This is a genomic window from Candidatus Syntrophosphaera sp. (assembly GCA_019429425.1).
Taxonomy (GTDB): domain Bacteria; phylum Cloacimonadota; class Cloacimonadia; order Cloacimonadales; family Cloacimonadaceae; genus Syntrophosphaera.
This window is the reverse complement of the sequence record JAHYIU010000053.1, coordinates 1-16,998: the sequence shown is the minus strand read 5'-3', so window position 1 is coordinate 16,998 and position 16,998 is coordinate 1. Positions and strand designations below refer to the sequence as shown.

Sequence of the window (16,998 nt, the reverse complement as noted above, 5' to 3'; positions counted from 1 at the left end):
ACTGTATGACTCTTTGAAACAACTTGAAAAGGCAGTCGTTGAATACTTCGACACCCTTAACTCAGAAGTGCTGATGAAATTATGCACTTGCTCTTATATATGATGTTTCATTGTGGAAGCTGTATTATTCCCAGCCGAGATCGACACAGTGGGTATCATCCACGCGATCACCTTATATAACAATTTCACCCAAAGCCTGATGAACAAACCCACCAAAGTGTGGCTGGGCGTCAGCGCTTTGGAAAACCTCAGCTCCGGTTTCATCCCATCCACCTCTTTGGACCTGGTGTTTGACGGCAACGTGGATTATCCCGCGGGACAGAATCAGGTCACCATCACCCTGCAGGAGCAATTTGCCTATGCCGGAGGCAACCTGGTGCTGCTGGTCTTCCGGCCCTGGGAAAGCGACTATTTCGCTTCCACGAACGTCTTTTACGCCCAAACCGTGGGTTCCAACCGGGCCCGTAAACTCACTTCCACCAGTGCCTCCGTCGATCCTGCCAACCCGAACATGGGCGTCATGTCCGGGCAATTTCCCCAAACCACCCTGCATCTGTTGCCCCTCGAGGATGACCCGCTCTATATGATCTCCGCGGATTCCCACGCTTTCGGCGCCGTGCTGGTCAACACCACGCACAGCCAGGATTTCACGATCTTCAACATGGGCGGCGGAACCCTCACCATCCAGAGCATCGAGCTTTCGGGGAGCCCCCATTTCTCGCTGCTCGGGGTTCCGGATCTCCCACTGGGCCTTGCTTTGGGCCAGACGATCCAATTCACGGCCCGCTATTTGCCTACGGAGGGAGGCTTTCACGAAAGCCTGATCACGATCACGGACGATCAGAGGGTGCCGCATTACGTTGATCTGAGCGGCTTTTGCCAGGATAACACCGTCACCAGCCTGCCCTACGCCCAGAATTTTGACGCGCTCAATCCGCCGGAACTGCCCTGGGATTGGAACAGGATCGTCCAGTCCAGCGCCACCGGGGCTTTCGTGCGCACCAGCAGCGATAATCCGCACACCCTGCTGAACTGCGCCCAGATGTTCAATTCCACCGATCTGGAGGGGGAGATCTTTCTGATCGCCCCGCCTCTGGCCGTCAATATCAGCCTGGCAGACGTCCGGGTCAGATTCTGGGCCCGGTCCATCATTGCCAATTATCCGCTGGGCGTGGGCATCCTGAGCGATCCGTCCAACCCTTCAAGCTTTGACCAGGTGGCGCAAGTAACCTTGGCCAACACTTTCTGGACCGAGTACACTGTCCTGTTCGACAGCTATGCCGGAACCGGCAGATACATCGCCTTCAAACATTTGCATGGCGGGCCTTCGCGCAACATATACCTGGACACCATCGCGGTCGAATCCGTTTTCGACACCGATCTTGCCGCCCTCTCCGTGATCGGAAACCGCACTCCCAGCGTTGGTTTCAGCTCCGATTACACTGTCAGGCTCAGGAACTGGGGAGCCGTCGTGCAAAGCGCTTACCAGGTGAAACTGCTTTCCACCCAGGGAACTGAACTGGCCTCGATCGCGGGACCAGAGATCGGGCCGGGCCAGGCTTTGGATGTGATCCTGCCCTGGACGCCTACCACGGCTGGTTTGCTCAACATCCGCGCCGTGGCATTTGTCGCGGGCGACCAAAATCCCGCCAATGACCAGAGTGAAGCCTTCAGCGTCGAGGTCCAGTTTCCGGAAACAATTCTGGTCACGGTGGGCAGCGGACAGCAGCAGGACCGCTTTCCCTTTGACTTCCATTGGATGAACAGCCTCTATGAAACTCTCTATTTTCCTCAGGAGATGAGCTACTTCTCCGGACTGATCAGCGGGATCAGGTTCTATAGCAATTTCTTCTCCGACCTCAGCCAAAAACCCATCTCCCTTTGGTTGGGAACCACAGCGCAGCCTAATCTGGCCGGCGGCTGGATCGGCGCCTCCGATCTCACCCTCGTCTATGATGGAGTTTACGACTTTCCCGCCGGACCGAATGTGGTCGAGATCACCCTCAGCGAACCGTTCTCTTACACGGACGGGCAAAACCTGGTCCTGCTGGCCCAGGGAATTGGCGGATTTCCGGTGGGGCACGAACTGGACAACTTCTTCACGCAAACCGTGGGCACAAACCGCGGCAGGATGGTCCATAGCGACTACACCACCTATGATCCCTACGCCCCACCTTCGCACGGCTACGTTTCCGGCATCTTCCCCAAAACCTCTTTTCTGGCCTGGCCCGCCGATCATGGCATCCTCAGCGGCCATGTTTACGCCCCGAACGGAGACCCCATCCAGGGCGCGCAGGTCAGCGCCGTAACCTATCAGGCCGGCAGCGACTTTCAGGGCTCATTCGTCCTCTATCTGCCAGCAGGAACCTATGATGTCACCGTTTCAGCTCCTGGCTTTGCGGATCTTGTGGCCTTCGCCGTGCTGATCCAGAGCTACCAAACCACCACCCTCGATTTCCAGTTTCCCGTGGCCAATGCGGATCAGGTCTCGGTTCCGCTGGCCACCGGGCTCCGCGTTAATTATCCCAACCCCTTCAATCCCAGCACCACCATCCGCTTTGATCTGCGCGAGCAGGGAATGGCCCGGCTCGGGATCTATAATGCCAAAGGGCAATTGATCAGAGTTTTGGCCGAGGATGAATTCCAGGCGGGAAGCCACTCCGTGGTTTGGGACGGCCGGGATGGCAGGGGAAATGCTTTGGGCAGCGGGATCTACCTGGTTAAAATGAGCTGCGGCGGTCACAAGTCAATCCTAAGGATGGTGATGATCAAGTAAGTCAAAACCGTGTGATTTTCCGGCCGCCCTCCCTATCATTACGCTATCATTACGGACTCACTACGGACTTTGTCCGTAATGAGTCCGTATTGACACCGTATTGATAAGGGGAGCCACAGGGGGCGGGAGTTGGGGATACACTGCCGAAAATCCAGGTGTGAAGAGGGATCTGAGCTTATTTGGAGAGCACTGGAAACCTGAAGGAACAGATTTGCCCCAAACAGCTTCTCGTGTCTGAAACTGTGTCTGTATTGACGCGTTCGGCCTTGCATTCACTCTCCACAGGAGGTTGGCAGAGCGCGGAACTATCAGACAGACATGATCTTAACATGGGCAGGAAGCATCCGGGGCGGAATTTGATTGACACAAATCTGCCTTTGAAAAGAAGTGTCTGAAAACCCTGTTATTAGTTGTAAATTAAAGATATATAAGGAGATTTATCATGGCTAAGAACCTCAAAGCCACAATGGACGGCAATACCGCGGCGGCGCACGTCGCCTACGCCTTTGTCGAAGTGGCGGCCATCTATCCGATCACGCCCTCTTCCGGAATGGGAGAGCTTTCCGACGCCTGGGCCGCGGACGGAAGGAAAAACATCCACGGCACCACGGTCGACGTGATCGAAATGCAATCCGAAGCCGGAGCCGCCGGCGCGGTGCATGGCTCGCTTTCCGCCGGAGCCCTCACCACCACTTTCACTGCCTCGCAAGGCTTGATGCTGATGCTTCCCAACATGCACAAGATCGCCGGCGAGATGCTGCCCACCGTTTTTTACGTGACCGCGCGTTCCCTGGCAGCACAGTCGCTCTCGATCTTTGGCGACCATTCCGACGTGATGAGCGCCCGCAACACAGGTTTTGCCCTGATCGCGGCCAACAGCGTGCAGGAGGTCATGGATCTCAGCGTGGTGGCCCAACTGGCCACGATGAAGACCTCCATCCCCTTCCTGCTTTTCTTCGACGGTTTCCGCACCTCGCATGAATTGCAAAAGATCGACGTGATCGATTATGAGACCATGGCCGAACTCAACGACCACAGCCTGACCGAGGCTTTCCGCAGGCGCGCCCTCAATCCCGAGCATCCGCAGGTGAAGGTCGGCCAGCAGGCCCCGGACGTCTATTTCCAGGGCCGCGAGACCAGCAACCAGCAATACATGGATGCCCCCGGCATCATCGCAGAAGTGATGGCCCAGGTTGGAGCCAGGATCGGACGCCAGTACAAACCTTTCGACTATGTTGGCCATCCCGAGGCCGAACACGTGATCGTGGCCATGGGCAGCGGTTGCGAGGCGATCGAGGAAACTCTCACCTATCTGAATGAAAAACGCGGCATGAAGCTCGGCTTGGTCAAGGTCCGGGTCTACCGTCCCTTCAGCACGGAGCATTTCCTGGCTGTTTTGCCTGCCAGCGTGAAAAACATCGCCGTGCTCGACCGCACCAAAGAACCCGGCTCCATCGGCGAGCCGCTCTATCTGGACGTCGTTTCCGCCCTCAAGGACAAGCCCGGCCTGTTCATCATTGGCGGGCGTTACGGCCTTTCCAGCAAGGATTTCCATCCCAGCATGATCCTGGCTGTCTATAAACACCTGATGGCCAAGGGATTCCACGGCTTCACGGTGGGCATCGAAGACGACGTCACCCATCTCAGCCTGCCGCTGGACGAACATATCGACCCCAGCCCCGAAGGCATGGTCAATTGCAAGTTCTGGGGCCTCGGCTCCGACGGCACCGTGGGCGCCAACAAGAACAGCATCAAGATCATCGGCGACCACACCGACCTCTATGTGCAGGGCTATTTCCAATACGACTCCAAGAAGAGCGGCGGCATCACCCGCAGCCACCTGCGTTTTGGCAAACACCCGATCAAGAGCCAGTATTTCGTAACCAGGGAAGACTTCGTGGCCTGCCATAATCCGGCTTTCATCGGACGTTTCGACCTGCTGGGCGGGATCAAGGAAAACGGCGTTTTCCTGCTCAATTCTTCCTGGAGCAGGGACGAGGTGTTCAACCATCTCACCTGTGACATGCAAAATACCATCATCGAACGCAAGATCAAGTTTTACAACATCGACGGCCTCAAGATCGCCGAGGAAGTGGGCTTGGGCGGGCGCATCAACACAGTGATGCAGACCGCTTTCTTCCTCATTTCCGGCATCCTGGAGCGCGGCGAGGCGATTGGCCTGATCAAGGAATCGATCAAAAAGACCTATGGCCGCAAGGGCGAGGATGTTGTGAAAATGAACCTCGACGCCGTGGACCGGGTCAACGCAGCCTTGGTGGAAATAGAGATCCCTGCCACCCCTCCGGCTGAGAATTGCCCCCATCTGCAGCTTGTTCCCGCAGGCTCGGACGATTTCACGATGAACGTGATCGAGCCGATCATGCGCGAAGAGGGCGACCAGATCAAGGTATCCCAAATGCCCCTGGACGGTTATGTGCCCAGCGGAACCGCGAAACTGGAAAAACGCCGCGTGGCTCCGGCAGTGCCGCATTGGATCGCGGAAAATTGCATCCAGTGCAACCAGTGCTCCTTCGTCTGCCCCCATGCCGCGATCCGCGCCAAGCTGATCAAGGATGAGGACCTCAAGGACGCCCCCGCCAGCTTCAAAGCCCTCAAGGCCACCGGCGCCGAAGGCTATCAATACAAGGTTCAGGTCTATATCGACGATTGCCAGAGCTGCCGCGTTTGCGTGAACGAATGCCCCAAAGCCGCGCTGGTGATGAAACCCATCGAAGAGGAACGCGAACAGGGACAGCAGGCCAACTATGAATACTTTGAAGCCCTGCCTTCAGACGTGATGGCCAATTTCAAGGAAGGCAACGTGAAAGGCTCGCAGTTCAAACAGCCGCTCCTGGAATTCTCCGGAGCCTGCGCCGGCTGCGGCGAAACCCCCTACATCAAGCTGCTGACCCAGCTTTTCGGCGACCGCATGATCATCGCCAACGCCACAGGCTGCTCCTCAATCTGGGGCGGAACCTTCCCCACCATCCCCTATGCCAAAAACAAGGACGGCAAAGGCCCCGCCTGGGCGAACAGCCTCTTTGAGGACAACGCGGAATACGGCTTTGGCATGCGCCTGGCCGTCAATTCCCACCGCAAGCTGCTCAAGCAGGCAGCCCAGGAATTGCTGGCCAAAGAGATCGATCCTGCCCTCAAGGAAGCCCTGGGCTACTCTCTCGAGCATTGGGCCGACGTGGACCAGGCCGCCAAGGACAACGCGGAGAAGATCAGAAAACTGCTTCCCTCCGCCCTGGACAAGGCCTGCGAAGGCTGCAAGCCCCATCTGAAGAGGATCGCCGAGCTCCAGGACTACCTGGTCGAACGCTCCATCTGGGCGATCGGCGGAGACGGCTGGGCCTATGATATCGGCTTCGGCGGGCTCGACCACGTGATGGCATCCAACCAAAACATGAACATCTTCGTGCTGGATACCGAGGTCTATTCCAACACCGGCGGCCAGGCCTCCAAAGCCACGCCGCTCGGTTCCATCGCCCGTTTCGCCGAAGCTGGCAAGAACACCAACAAGAAAGACCTGGGCATGATGATGATGAGCTATGGCTACGTCTACGTCGCCGCCATTGCCATGGGCGCCAACAAGGCGCAGGCCCTGAACGCGATCATGGAAGCCGAGGCCTATCCCGGTCCTTCGATTATCATAGCCTACGCGCCCTGCATCAACCACGGCATCGACATGTCCCTGGCCCAGAAACGCCAGAAATCCGCTGTGGACGCCGGTTACTGGCTGCTCTACAGATACAATCCGCTCAATGCCGCCGCAGGCAAACATCCGCTCACCCTGGACAGCAGGGAACCCACCCTCAGCGTGCAGGAATTCCTGGATGGCGAAACCCGCTATTCAGCCCTGAAAAGGATCTTCCCGGAACGATCGGAAAAATTCCAGGCCGGGGCGGCGGAATTCTTCAAGGACAGATACCTGCAATACAAGAAATTGACCGAGGGATAAAACCCCTTCTAACAATAACATAGAACCGGCGGAAAGCTCATCCGCCGGTTTTCTTTTTCTGTTAAACTGTCTTGTCAGAGGATCCGTCAGACCAGCACTTTCTCCACAAAGCGGGAATACATCAATTTGGCGACGGCCATATATTTCAGCCGGAAGCGCACCACATCCCCGGTTTGGTAATTCTGCAGGTTTTCCCCCAGATCGTATACGGTCAGATCGCTGCTATTGCCAAAGAACTGGATACTGGGGTCTTCCGGGATCAGATTGGCGTGATCCACGTCCAGTTCACCGAAGTCCAGGATGGCCCTGTATCTGAGTTCCTCTTCCGAAGTATCGATATCGGCCGTGTGGCCAACAGAGGCATCGGAGATGACCCCGTCGGGTTGGCTGCTTTTTTTATATAATTCCACGATATTGGCTTCAAAGGTGAAAGCGCCTGTGTTCAGGTCCAGCACCCGTTTGTCGTTTAGGGGCGAAGTTCCCAAAAAGGCCGCCTCGCCGATCCGGAAGTGGTTCATGCCCTGCGGCACCTTGCCCTTTTCCAGCAAGGGTATGGTGATCGAACTTGCGCCGGAGACCAATTCGATGTTCCGCTTGAATTTGGCTTCGAGCAACTGTTTGTAAAGCACCAATTGGATCAGTTTGTCATAGGTTGGCTGGATCCCGTACATGCAGCCCAGATTTGTTCCGATGCCGATCACTTCGATGTTGGGCAGCTTGAACACGCGCCTGTAAAATGGTATCAAGCCCTCCCGGTTGATGCCTTCGCGCAATTCGCCCATCTCTATCATGACCACGATCTGATGGGTCTTGTTTTGTTTAACGGCCTCATTGCTCAGGGCCTGGATCGTGAGAAACGAGCTGTTGAAGGAGATATCGGCGTAGCGGATGATCCTGGCAACATTAGAGATCGCTGGCGGTTTGATGTACATTGTGCGCAGTTCCGGATTGATCTCTTTGACGATCTGCAGCGATCTCCATTGGGAAACGGCAATCGAATGGGTGCTGAGGATGGCGGGATTACTGAGGATCTTGGCCAGAACGGTTTTGTCCGTCCCCAGGACTTTCACCACCAAAGACCACTGTTTCTTGTGCTGGCTCATCAGTTCCGACATTTTCTCGATGTTTTCGATCAGGCGGTCTATGTGTATCTTCATGCGTGCCATAAAGTTATCCTTTTTGCCAGCGCATCTCGGCATACTTGCTGGTGAAGCCCAGCCGTTCGTAGAGACGCTTGGCCGGATTGTCGTATTCCACGTGCAGGGCGATCCCGCCATCACAGTTGTCAAAGGCCTCACGCATCAGGGCCGAGCCGATCCCCTGGCCCCGCAATCCGGAGTTTACAGCGATGTAGACCAGCAGCCAGCCGGGAATGTACTCGTCCATGCCTGTTTTGTTCATCACCACAGCTCCGGCCAGTTGTTCTCCATTCCAGCCCAGGAGGACATATCCCCCTTTGCCGGCTTCCGTGCTGAAGGCATAGTCGATGGCTTTGCCGATCGCCGATTTGCTGTCCCGGAACTGGTCCAGGTGGGTGTGCAGAAAATCTATTAAGGCGGTTACCGTGGTTTTGCTTTCCAGGGAGTGCAGATTTGCGTGTTTGGTAATGCCGATCATAAAGTTGCTCCTTGAAGATGGTAAGAGTATGACACATTTGCCGTATACATATTTTAAGTTATTGCAAGACATATAATAAACCCTGTCAAGCTTTTTTTTCGTCCCGGATATTTGGCAATGAACACCGCACTGATGCTCCATCCATTTTCAATTGATAGGAAGGCCAGGGAATCAGCGAGCCAGACCCGGGATTCCGCGGCGATAAAAAGCTTGACTGCAAACTGCCCGTCAGATTAGGGATATTTAAAAGCCAGGTGATTGTTCCGCAGAGAGATGGACCTCGCTGGCGGATATCTGGAACAGGAGACAGACCATGCGCAAGCTCAGATTGATTAGAAACGCCAAACCGACCCTCGAGGGCGCCGGAGTGCATTTGCACCGGGCCTTCGGCTATGGCGACCAGCAGCTTTTCGACCCCTTTTTGCTGCTGGATGATTTCCGCAATGACGACACGCGAATGTACCTGCCCGGATTTCCCTGGCACCCCCACCGCGGGATCGAGACCATCACCTACATGCTGGAAGGCAGCGCGGAACACCAGGACAGCCTGGGGAACGGCGGCACGATCGGCAAGGGTGACGTGCAATGGATGACTGCCGGCAAGGGCATCATGCACCAGGAAATGCCCAAGCCCAATCCCATCGGCCGCATGTATGGATTTCAGCTCTGGGCCAACCTGCCCGCAGCTCAGAAAATGATGCGGCCCCGCTATCAGGACATCACGGCGGACAAAATCCCCGTTGTAAAAACCGACGCCGGAGCCGAAATTAAGATCATCTGCGGTACTTTCCAAGGCGTGAAAGGCCCCGCGGAGAACATCGTGATCGACCCCCAATACTACGACGTTTTCATCCCGCCAGTACAAAAGCTGGCCCTGCCAGCGCCCCAAGGCCACACCTGCTTCATCTATGTCTATGAGGGAGAAGCCATGATCGGTGATCAAAAAGCCCGCAACCGCCAGACCGTGCTCTTCGACGACGGCGAGGGAGTGGAGCTGGAATCCGGCCCATCCGGCCTGCGTTTCCTTTTCCTATCCGGAAAGCCGCTCAACGAATCCATCTCCTGGCGCGGCTCCATCGTCATGAACACCCTGCAGGAGATCCAGACCGCCTACCAGGAACTGCAGATGGGCACCTTCCTCCGTTAGACCCATCCGAACACATATCTGGCCAGAACGGCTCTAATTTCAGCTCCGGCCTCGCTTCCAGGCTGATTCTAAGGCATTTTTCCGTCCTGGCCCAAGCCCTTCGCCCTCCTTATCATTACGGTGTCAATACGGACTCATTACGGACTTAGTCCGTAATGAGTCCGTATTGATAGCGTATTGATAAGGGGAGCCAGATGAGATTTTCTGGTGGGATATAGAGTATCAAGTGAAATTGCAAATAGTATCACTTTCTTTGCAAATCGCTGTTTTTAGTGAGACCCCAGTATCACCCTTTTTGCAAATCGGTTTCACCCTTTTTGCAAATCCAGTTTCAACCTTTTTGCAAATCTAGTATCACCCTTTTTGCAAATCCAGTTTCAACCTTTTTGCAAATTCAATAGTCTGTGCCTTGATAACAATAAAAAAAACGTGGGAATCACCGGGCGGTGATCCCACGTATCGGAGGGCATTCTATGTAGGGTCTGTAGGCTGATCCCATTGAAAAGCTACCCCATCCAATGTCAAGCAATAATATTCAATCTTTCTTATCGTATTGTGCAGAAAAGACTTGACCACCTGTGCGAGGGGTGCATAGTAGCACTCATAAATCAACAGTCGGGTAACCGAGAAGGAGATCAAGATGACCAAGCAAAACAAGAATCGCAAAGAGAAGGCAACGCTGGAGGAGATGGTGAAATCAGGCAGTCAGCTAGTGCTGATGAGAGACGATGGTTCGGAGCAGCCTATTGAAGAGATGATCGAAGCCCCGGCATCATCACAAGAAGATTCAGATGATACCGAGTTCCACTACAAGAGCTGGTGGAATCAGTTCCGAGGCCCGTGGCTACAGTCGGAGAAGATGACCGAGGAAGAGATCAGGATCAAGGCAGACGATGCTTGGGAGTGTGGAGACTACAAGGAGATGATCAATCTGATGGCTGAGCTGATCTGCAGACTCGAAAAGAAGTAAGCTGGAGCTTATCCCTAATCACAACCCGGTTCTGCCGGGTTTCTCTCTTGAGCATCATTTGGCGAGGGCGAGCAGGGTGTAGAAAGGCTCGGTGGCGGTGTAAACCTGGCTGATGCCGAGGGTGACGGTCACGATATTCCCATCGAGTTTGGCATCTGCTACATAGAGAAAGGCATCGCACATGTTGGTGAAGATGATCTGCGGTAGTTCCTGATATTCCTTATCCAGAACATGGGTTATGATTTTGTCTTCGGTCATAACGGCAGGAGTGCTTTGGCTGTTGTCTCCCACGCCTTTAGTCTGATCCTGAATCTCGTGCTGCAGTTTGGACAGGGTGAGTATCTCCACTGCAAGATGGCTCTTGGAGATGGCTCCGTTGGCGATCTTATTTGATGTGACCGCTCCATCCAGGATGTGATTGGCATATATGGAATTGTTCTGGATTCCCCTGGCATCCATCTTGCCGATCATGCAGGTCTTGCCGCTGAACTGACCAAGAGGATTGCCCAGGTTATCCCAGATCTCATAGAAGCCGCAGTCGGCTTCGTTTTGGATACCGATCTCGTAGTAACCGGAGTCAGGTACAGTCTCGATCAGACGCTTGCCTTCCGCCCAGGTTTGACCTGGTCTGAGCAAGCGGACGTCAACGCCTGTTCTGGGCTTGCGGATTGTGCCTTCCATAGTGTAGTAACCGATGGCGAACTTATACATGTATGCTCCTGTAGTGGGTCTTTATAGTTGAGGTGTATGCTTAGGTTTGACCGATCACCGTCTCGTCAAAGTCGGTGATAATGATGATGCCGAAGTCGATATAGCCGGGTGTGCCAATGTATCTGGATTCCAGACTGAACTTGACCTTAACCGGATACTCATGCAGATCATCCGGGCACTTGGGCAACTGGGTTACTGTGACCGGGAACTGGCTGTTGGTGCTGCCATAGGCTGTATATTCCAGATACAGCCTTCCTGCACCCAAGAGGAACTCCATCAGGTCATAGTATTCACTTGCTGTGAGTACCCCTTCGAGATCAAAGGAGTCCTCCCGGTAGGCTTCCCGGCGATGGAGATAGGTGGGATCATAGGCGTTCTTCTTCTCCAGGCGATACTTCTGCGTGGGTTCGTACTCAACCTGCCCATTGAGACAGTAGTAGTAATTGATAGCCTGATCATCCTGCCGGATCAGTTTCCAGCCCTTTATAACAACCATGCTTTCACCTTGTATTCGTCATTGATGTAGTCTCGCTCCACTTCTGTGATGGCATAGATCTGATCTTTGATCCTGATCTTGGACTGGAGGGTGAGGTTATACTTGTTGAGTTGATCGATGGTAGCTTCGCAGCTCCACTTGGAGTCATGAAAATCGATCAGGTAATCCTGGATGTAAGTCTGGAGTTGAGTGGTATCCCCTGCCAGCACATCTATGGAGGCGATCTCCGGCTTCTCCGGATTGCCCCGCTTCACCATGAAGCTGATCACGTCCTCACCGTCTATCTCGATTATATTTGTTGAGTAGGCATCCTTGTTCTTGAAGATGATGGTGCCGGAAGCATTGGTGTAAACAGTTGCATTGTAAAGCATGAGCATGGCTTTAAGCACTTTGAGATTCTCGGTCTGCTCCTCGTTATTGGTCTCATAGGACTTGCCGGGCTGCAGATAGGCTGGGAAGAGATTACCGGTAAAGTGTGCCGCAGTCCACTGACCGACGTAGTGACTGCTGCCATAGGCTCTGCCATTGATAACGCCGACGGAGGGCATACTATAGAGGATGGTCTCGGTGATGCCATGCCCGGTAAAGAAGCTGATGAACTCATTATGGGCATTATCCAGCGAGGGCAGATCGTCCACCCAGTCAGTTCGCTCATCATATTCGACTACTACGGGACATATGTTGTTGTAAAAGGTAAAGATGCGTCCCCGGTAGCGTCCCTGGTACTTGGTGGTGGCGGGACTGGGATAGGTAGCCTTGAGCACTTTCTTATAGGCAAAGATGAAGCTGATGCGATTAATGGCGGTCTCGATGCGGAAGCCCCAGTAAGGTCCCGGCCAGCCGGAGCTGTGATAGCTGTAGGTCCAGCCTCCGGTAGGATTGGGAAAGGCGATCAGATCGTCAAAGTCGATATGGGCGATCTCCAAGGCACTGCCGGAGCTAATGTTCAGGGTAGGCAGGTCGAACTGATTTGAGTATGGGATATCAATGGGGATAGTCTGCTCGATGTCCTGCAGGAAGTAGCCGAGTATCCAGATCGGCTGATAACCGGCTGATAGTGAATAGTAGTGGGTCAGATTGGAGTAGATGGAAAGCAGCTTGATCTTATCGTAACAGGTGATCTTGAGGATGCCTGAGCTTACATCAAAGGATAACTGGGAGGTATCGATGATCCCGGAGAAGAAGAGGCTATTATCCCGGTAGACCTTGACCTCAAAGTGCGAGACATAACGCTCATGCTCGTTTGAGCCGGAGAGGATGTTATCCTGTATCCAGGTAGTGGGAAAGCACTCGAATAGGAGCCGTTTTGGTTCTCTGGTATAGTTGGATACAGACTGCAGCTTATCGGCAGAGACAGACAGGCTGATGATAGATCTATTATTGGCAGTATCAGCCAGGCTGTGCTTGACCTGGTTATAGTCGGGAGCATCGGTCTTGCCTTGAATGAAGTCGATCTTGAAGAGGTTAGGCATTAGACCTCACTCCTGATGATCTTACCTGTATCGGCGATCTCACTCACCTTTATCGGGTCATTCGATAGTGGATCGACATTGACCTCGATGATGGGCTTGGAGTCCATAACCGTCTGCTTAAGTGAGATGATCTCATCTTTCATGGCGGCTATTAGATCGATCAGGGTATTCATACCGCTACCGGAGGAGATACTGCCACCTGCAGCATAATATGAGCCCACGTTTGCCGGTAGGGGGACTGCCGGGATGGGAATACCTGAGAAAGCTAACTTCACCTGCTCCAGAGGTGCAAAGTTGAGGAAGTCAAAGAGGTTCTTGCCCAGGGCTTTGACCCTGCCCTTGGCGGTGACATACTCGTCACCTTCAGCTTCGATCAGGATGCCTCCCTGGTCATGGGAGGGTCCGGTTAAGAGTCCACCCGTTGCCTTCTTCTCGAACTTGGTGGCACTGATCCGGGCGATGTTAGCCAGACCGGCAGCCATAGCCGCTGCTGCAGCCGCCACTGCCAGTCCGGGACCAACTACAGGAATACCGACCATGGACTTATAGGCTCCAATAGCAGCGGTGAAGGTATCCACGTAGCCCTGGGCGATAGCTGAAGCCTTCCACATCTTGAAGCCACGCTCGCTCTCCTTATTTTGAGCCGAGGCCAGATCGCCAAAGATCTTGGACAGGCCACTGGCTACCTGAAGCTGATGATTGGTTCTGAGTGTGTTCAGGGTCTCCTGTTTCTGCCGCTCGATCTCGACCTCGGTATAGCCAGCCTCCAAGAGCTTCGCTTTCATCTGTTCGTAATAGCGGTCTACTTCAAGGAGTTGCTTGTCATAGGAGTTGCCGATATTGTCTAGGTCTCGGCTATAGAACTCGTCCCGGATGTCCTGCAGTTCCTGTAGTTTGGCTTGCTCCTCCTCTTGCCTGTCCTGCAGCAGTTTAGCCTGACGCTGCTTGGCTTCGGTCAGTTGAGCCTGGATGAGCTGCTGTTCCTGCTCCGGGAGATTCTGCTGAGCCCAGGCATAATACTCCTCCATGCTCAGTTTAAGGGCATCATAGGAGGAGACCCCGAGGTTCTCGAGGTTAGAGAAGTAATCGATCTCCGCCTTGAACTTGGCTTGTACCGCTTCCTTCTCCCTATCTGTGATCTCCTGCTCCTGCTGTGTCTTCCAGGTCGCCAGATCATCCAACGCCTGCTTCTCTTCATTACTGCCGTCCTTGGTGAATTCTTTGATCAAAGCCAGCCGCCGCTGATACTCAGCCTCTATCTTCTCCGTCTCATCCTGACGCAGTCTGGCAAGCTCATCCATCAAGCGTAACGCTTCCCTGCGTCTGGCCTCGGCTTCAGTTGCAGCTGGATTTGTTGCGGGTGCGGATGAGCCGCCACCTCCACCACCACCGGTATCAAAGGTCAGATCTGGAGCATCGAGCATAGCCTGGCGATAAGCCGATCCGATCTGTTGTAGATCGTTCTTGGCTGCCTGCAGTTGCCCGGTCAAGGCTCCGAACTGGTTCAGGCGTCTTTCCAACTTAAGCCATTCTCCATCATTACCGAAGTAAGAGGCAGGATTGAAGCCCATGGCGTTCTGATCACTGGTTAGGAACTCCCAGTCAACCGAGTTCATCAACTGCTGTTTGCGGGCTCTAACCTGAGCCACCTCAGCCTGTTGCGAGTCGATCTCGATCTGCAGTTCGGCTACCTTTCTGATCTGGGCATTGTACTTCTCGCCATAGATCTCGGCTATCTTCTTCTGTACCAGAGCATCGGAAGCATTACGCAGGGCGGTAGCCAGATTATTGTAGGCACTTGTCTCCAGGTTGATGTTGCCCAGATACTCAGAGTAGTTGTCATTGAGGGACTTGATGACGTTCTTCATCTCCCGCTTATCTGCGGCAGTTAAGGAAGTGGCAGAGCGCAGTTCCAGTAAACGAGTAGAAAGCAGATTGAACTTCTCGGCTTCTACCCCGACCTGTTTCTGGGCATCCTTGATCTCGTCATTCATGGTTCTTTGAGAAGTAGCCAGGTCCTCTGAACTCGTGGAAGCGGCAGCCAGTCCGAAACCCAGAGCGGATAAGGCTCCCACCGCTATGCCGATGATGCCCGCAACCGGGTTCATGGCTACCTGCAGAGCATGATAGGCGGCTGTCAGAGTGATGACGGCAGTGGTGACAGTTCCCATAATGGGGATGGCGATCACGATACCGGCTACGAAGCCTTTCATCACTGGTGACAGGCTATTATAGGCATCCATCAGCAAGCGAAGTCCCTGCAAGAGAGGGTTGATCAGAGCTGTCAGCATATCACCCACTGACTCCTGGATATCTCCCCAGGCATTGGCATTCTGCAGACGCAGATCAGCCAGCGCTGTAGCTGTACCACCATAGTCCTCGCCAAGCTTCTCGACCAGATAGGATACACCTTCTGTCTTGAGTCTGGTATCATCAAGCTCGATACCATATCGACCCAACATCTCAGTGTGACCATTCAGAGCCCGACCCATGAGATCAAATGCGCTCTCCACACTCATTCCGGTGGCTTTGTTGGCTTCTGAAAAGCTACAATTGGAATTCTAACACAGATTACCATGGTTTTGCAGCAAATACTTTCCAAAACAACAACGGGTGTGAATTGATTGGTGATGCTGCGTCTTTATCAACCTCCAGAAATGGGCTTAACCTCTTCGATGACGATTTATTCACTGAAACTAATTACGTCCCTAACGATCCCCTTGCGAACTTTGATTCTTGGGATAAGTATATTTTGGCTAATCTATCGAGTGGGTTAGTAATACCAGTGGCTAACATGAGGGGCAATAGTTTTGCTCAAACTCCTCCCAGTTATAGAGAGCGGTTCTACCCAAACTATGATGCCTTCAGGTTCGATCCTTTTTTCCCATCATCGTTAACAGACATTATTGTAGCGGGGATGAACCAGTTTTATCAAGGATTGTTTGATGAATCGATACAAAGCATGAAGCAGGCCGTCGAAGTTTATCCAGATTCTTTACTTACGAAACTTGCTATCGACTACTTGTATCTGGCTACAAGAGCATCATCTGAAGATTATGCCAATCTGAGAGCTTACCTTGATCAGAAAATCCCTGCGGAGACTTTTGCGACATACGTGAAAAAAGAAGAGATTAAAACAAAGTGCTATATCAAAGAAGAAGATTATCTCACTGCCATTAGTAGACTTCAGCTTATTCTTGATAATCCGGAGACAGTAGCAGATTCATTGTTCGCTCTTATTGATCAGGCTTACTGTTATATGAATTTGGCTAATGAAGGTGATAAATCACTGCCCAATATAAGTGTAAATACTCCTGATTTTGCCAGTTATTTGGAATTTCTCGCAGATTTATCATCAATAACAACTACCGAATCACAGAACAACCAATCTATACCCTCAGTACTAATAATTGAGTCAAATTACCCTAATCCGTTCAATCCCGAGACAACCATCAGATTCTCTGTGCCTAGTGAGGGGATGGTGAACGTGACTATCTACAATATCAAAGGACAAAGAGTCAAACAACTACTAAATGAGCATGTAGTTGCTGGAAGACATGCGGTTATGTGGAATGGAACGGATTCAAGCGGCAGAACAGTCAGTTCAGGACTCTACTTTGCAAGGATAGAACAAGGGAATAAATATCGAATCCATAAAATGATGTTAATGAAATAGAATTCGGTAACCCGGGCTTTGGCTTAAAGCCAAAGCGGTAGCGTCTCAAAGGTTGGTGTAAAATAGGTAACGCCAGATGAAGAAAAAGGTTGAGCCAGATCCCGCTCTTTGTTTTAATGGTTAATCGAAACTAAAAGACAAGGAGACGATCATGACTCAACCGAAGCGA

At 53.0% G+C, this 16,998-nt stretch carries 11 protein-coding genes; 5 read left to right on the top strand and 6 right to left on the bottom strand.

Annotated features, from left to right (window positions below):
- Positions 1-112: 112 nt before the first annotated feature.
- Both K0B87_06660 and nifJ read left to right on the top strand, forming a co-directional pair.
- A complete protein-coding gene (locus K0B87_06660) occupies positions 113-2,776 on the top strand; it encodes a carboxypeptidase regulatory-like domain-containing protein (GenBank protein ID MBW6514421.1) in 2,664 nt (887 codons plus the stop codon).
- Between the two features lie 442 nt (positions 2,777-3,218).
- Entirely contained in the window at positions 3,219-6,740 is a 3,522-nt protein-coding gene (gene nifJ, locus K0B87_06655) for a pyruvate:ferredoxin (flavodoxin) oxidoreductase (protein ID MBW6514420.1), read from the top strand.
- A gap of 86 nt (positions 6,741-6,826) precedes the next feature.
- Here the strand turns inward: nifJ and K0B87_06650 are convergent, their stop codons facing one another.
- Entirely contained in the window at positions 6,827-7,906 is a 1,080-nt protein-coding gene (locus tag K0B87_06650; protein ID MBW6514419.1) for an alanine racemase, read from the bottom strand.
- A gap of 4 nt (positions 7,907-7,910) precedes the next feature.
- Positions 7,911-8,357 (bottom strand): GNAT family N-acetyltransferase, encoded by a 447-nt coding sequence (locus tag K0B87_06645; GenBank protein MBW6514418.1) that lies wholly within the window; start codon positions 8,355-8,357, stop codon positions 7,911-7,913.
- Between the two features lie 313 nt (positions 8,358-8,670).
- On the opposite strand from K0B87_06645, the gene K0B87_06640 reads away from it, so the two are divergent.
- Both K0B87_06640 and K0B87_06635 read left to right on the top strand, forming a co-directional pair.
- Entirely contained in the window at positions 8,671-9,504 is an 834-nt protein-coding gene (locus K0B87_06640; protein MBW6514417.1) for a pirin family protein, read from the top strand.
- 640 nt (positions 9,505-10,144) lie between these two features.
- Entirely contained in the window at positions 10,145-10,474 is a 330-nt protein-coding gene (locus K0B87_06635; GenBank protein MBW6514416.1) for a hypothetical protein, read from the top strand.
- A gap of 54 nt (positions 10,475-10,528) precedes the next feature.
- Here the strand turns inward: K0B87_06635 and K0B87_06630 are convergent, their stop codons facing one another.
- The 4 genes from K0B87_06630 to K0B87_06615 are packed head-to-tail and all read right to left on the bottom strand — an operon-like array spanning position 10,529 to position 14,454.
- Entirely contained in the window at positions 10,529-11,185 is a 657-nt protein-coding gene (locus K0B87_06630; GenBank protein ID MBW6514415.1) for a hypothetical protein, read from the bottom strand.
- Between the two features lie 40 nt (positions 11,186-11,225).
- Entirely contained in the window at positions 11,226-11,681 is a 456-nt protein-coding gene (locus K0B87_06625; GenBank protein MBW6514414.1) for a hypothetical protein, read from the bottom strand.
- Positions 11,669-13,153 carry a hypothetical protein gene (locus K0B87_06620; GenBank protein ID MBW6514413.1) on the bottom strand — a complete coding sequence of 495 codons (1,485 nt, stop codon included), beginning with the start codon at positions 13,151-13,153 and terminating at the stop codon, positions 11,669-11,671. Before K0B87_06620 ends, K0B87_06625 begins: the two co-directional genes overlap by 13 nt.
- Positions 13,153-14,454 carry a hypothetical protein gene (locus tag K0B87_06615; GenBank protein ID MBW6514412.1) on the bottom strand — a complete coding sequence of 434 codons (1,302 nt, stop codon included), beginning with the start codon at positions 14,452-14,454 and terminating at the stop codon, positions 13,153-13,155. The genes K0B87_06620 and K0B87_06615 overlap by 1 nt, the downstream gene beginning before the upstream one ends.
- Positions 14,455-15,653: 1,199 nt before the next feature.
- Here K0B87_06615 and K0B87_06610 point away from each other — a divergent pair.
- Entirely contained in the window at positions 15,654-16,829 is a 1,176-nt protein-coding gene (locus K0B87_06610) for a T9SS type A sorting domain-containing protein (protein MBW6514411.1), read from the top strand.
- Positions 16,830-16,998 lie beyond the last annotated feature (169 nt).